The following is a 2,104-nucleotide window of genomic DNA, read 5'->3' on the forward strand; positions in this document are numbered from 1 at the left end:
TCTCACGGGCGACGACGCCGAGGGCGCCCTGGAAGCAGGCGCTGTACCCGGCGGCGAAGAGCTGCTCGGGGTTGGTGCCGGCGCCACTGCCTCCCAGGGCCTGCGGCGGATTGACGACGACGTCGAGCCGGCCGTCATCGGTGGCCACGCGCCCGTCGCGCCCGCCCTCGGCGGTGGCGACGGCGGTGTACAGGACGTCGGACTGCTGGATCGGCATGGGGTTGTGTTCCTTCGGTCGTCCGCCGCGGCTCGCGCCCGGGCCGAGCGGATTCGGAAAAAACTTACCGCATGCCGAAAACCAACAGAAGGCGTCAGAGCTTGACGATCATCTTCCCGGTGTTGTCACCGCGCAGCACACCCAGGAACGCCTCGAGGTTGTTCTCGATGCCCTCGACGACGGTCTCGCGGTACTTCAGCTCACCGGAGGCGACCCAGGGGGCGACCTCCTGGACGAACTGCGGCTGCAGGTCGTAGTGGTCCCCGACCAGGAGGCCCTCGATGCGGCCGCGGGTCGCGATCAGGCGGGCGAGGTTCCTCGGGCCCGGGGCGGGCTCGGTGTTGTTGTAGACGGAGATCATGCCGCAGACGGCGATCCGGCCGCCCTGGTTGAGGGACCCGATGGCCGCCTCCAGGTGGTCACCGCCGACGTTGTCGAAGTAGACGTCGATCCCGTCCGGGGCGGCGGCACGAAGCTGCTCGCTCACCGATCCGTCCTTGTAGTTGAAGGCGGCGTCGAAGCCGTACTCCTCGACGAGGAGCTTCACCTTCTCGGCGGACCCGGCGGACCCGATGACCCGCGAGGCGCCCTTCAGCTTGGCGATCTGCCCGACCTGGCCGCCCACGGCGCCGGCGGCACCGGACACGAAGACGGTGTCGCCCTCCTTGAAGGCGGCGGTGCGCAGCAGCCCCGCGTAGGCGGTGAGGCCGGTCATGCCCAGCACACCGAGGTAGGTCGACAGCGGCGCGGCGTCCGCGTCCACCTTGACGGCGTTCTTCGCGGCCACGACGGCGTACTCACGCCACCCGAGGAAGTGCAGTACGTGATCCCCGACGGCCAGCCCTTCGACGTTGGAGGCCACGACCTCGCCGACGGCACCGCCCTGCATGACCTTGCCCAGCTCGAACGGGGCGACGTAGGACTTCGCGTCACTCATGCGGCCACGCATGTACGGGTCCACGGAGAGGTACTTGTTCCGCACGAGGACCTGCCCCTCGCCCGGCTGCGGCACCTCCGCCTCGACGAAGGCGAAGTCCTCGGGCTTCGGCCAGCCGACGGGCCGGCTCGCCAGGTGCCACTCGCGGCTGACGGCGGGGAGGGTGGGGGTGTCGGTCATGATGCGCCTGTCCTCACTGGCTCGAGCGGATGTTTCAGTAACTGAAACAACCATGCTCCTGAAAGTTTCACGTTGTCAAATAACCGGGTACCCTCGACGTCATGGTTTCCACCACACCGACCCCGGACTCCCCCCACCCCGACTCGCTGACCCTCGAGGTCGTCGAGCTCATCGGCGAGGCCGTGGCCCGGTTCCACGAGGACTACGAGGAGGCGGCGGCCGAACACTCCCTCACCGGGGCGCAGGCGCGGCTCCTGAACCTGCTGTGCCTCGAGCCACTGCCCATGCGGAGGCTCGCCCAGCGGTTGAAGTGCGAGCCGTCCAACGTCACGGGGATCGTGGATCGGCTGGAGGCGCGGGGGCTGGTGGAACGACAGCCGGATCCCGCGGACCGGAGGGTGAAGGTGGCGGCGGCGACGAGTGAGGGGCGGCGGGTGGCCCGGAGTCTGCGGGAGTCCCTGAGGTTCGCCCGGGAGCCGCTGGCCGGGCTCTCCGAGGGGGAGAGGGTGGCGTTGCGCGATGCGCTTCGGGGGATGCTGGGGGTTGTGTGACGGGCTGATCCCTGTCAGTGCCCGGCGTAATCGCTGAGGTCGGGTGGGTCCGCAGCCCGGCGGAGCGGGGTGCCGCTGCGCCCACCCGTGCCGCCCCCAGCGGCACGCATGCCCGCAGCTCAGCGGACCCGCACCCGCGTACGCACGGAAGGGGCCGTGTCGGGGGGTGTCCGCCCGCAGCGGTTGGCGCGTCAACGGACAGTCAGTCGGTATCCGACC

General features: G+C 70.0%; 3 protein-coding genes. 1 reads left to right on the forward strand and 2 read right to left on the reverse strand.

The features are described 5' to 3' along the window. Together ACFTZL_RS44270 and ACFTZL_RS44275 are read right to left on the reverse strand one after the other, a co-directional pair. On the reverse strand, positions 1 to 217 hold a 217-nt coding region (locus ACFTZL_RS44270; RefSeq protein WP_382596131.1), incomplete at its 3' end, for an Ohr family peroxiredoxin. Positions 218 to 311: 94 nt separating this feature from the next. Next, a complete protein-coding gene (locus ACFTZL_RS44275) occupies positions 312 to 1,334 on the reverse strand; it encodes an NADP-dependent oxidoreductase (protein WP_382596134.1) in 1,023 nt (340 codons plus the stop codon). 101 nt (positions 1,335 to 1,435) lie between these two features. Here ACFTZL_RS44275 and ACFTZL_RS44280 point away from each other — a divergent pair, with 101 nt between their 5' ends. Continuing rightward, complete coding sequence (locus ACFTZL_RS44280; protein WP_382596137.1) at positions 1,436 to 1,885, forward strand: MarR family winged helix-turn-helix transcriptional regulator; 450 nt, start codon at positions 1,436 to 1,438, stop codon at positions 1,883 to 1,885. Positions 1,886 to 2,104: the final 219 nt, after the last annotated feature.

Origin of the sequence: Streptomyces sp. NPDC056948, from assembly GCF_042674225.1 — a bacterium.
GTDB lineage: Bacteria > Actinomycetota > Actinomycetes > Streptomycetales > Streptomycetaceae > Streptomyces > Streptomyces purpurascens.

Coding starts and splice junctions, on each gene's coding strand:
- ACFTZL_RS44275 (WP_382596134.1), bottom strand. CDS start 1,334: ATGACCGACACCCCCACCCTCCCCGCCGTCAGCCGCGAGTGGCACCTG.
- ACFTZL_RS44280 (WP_382596137.1), top strand. CDS start 1,436: ATGGTTTCCACCACACCGACCCCGGACTCCCCCCACCCCGACTCGCTG.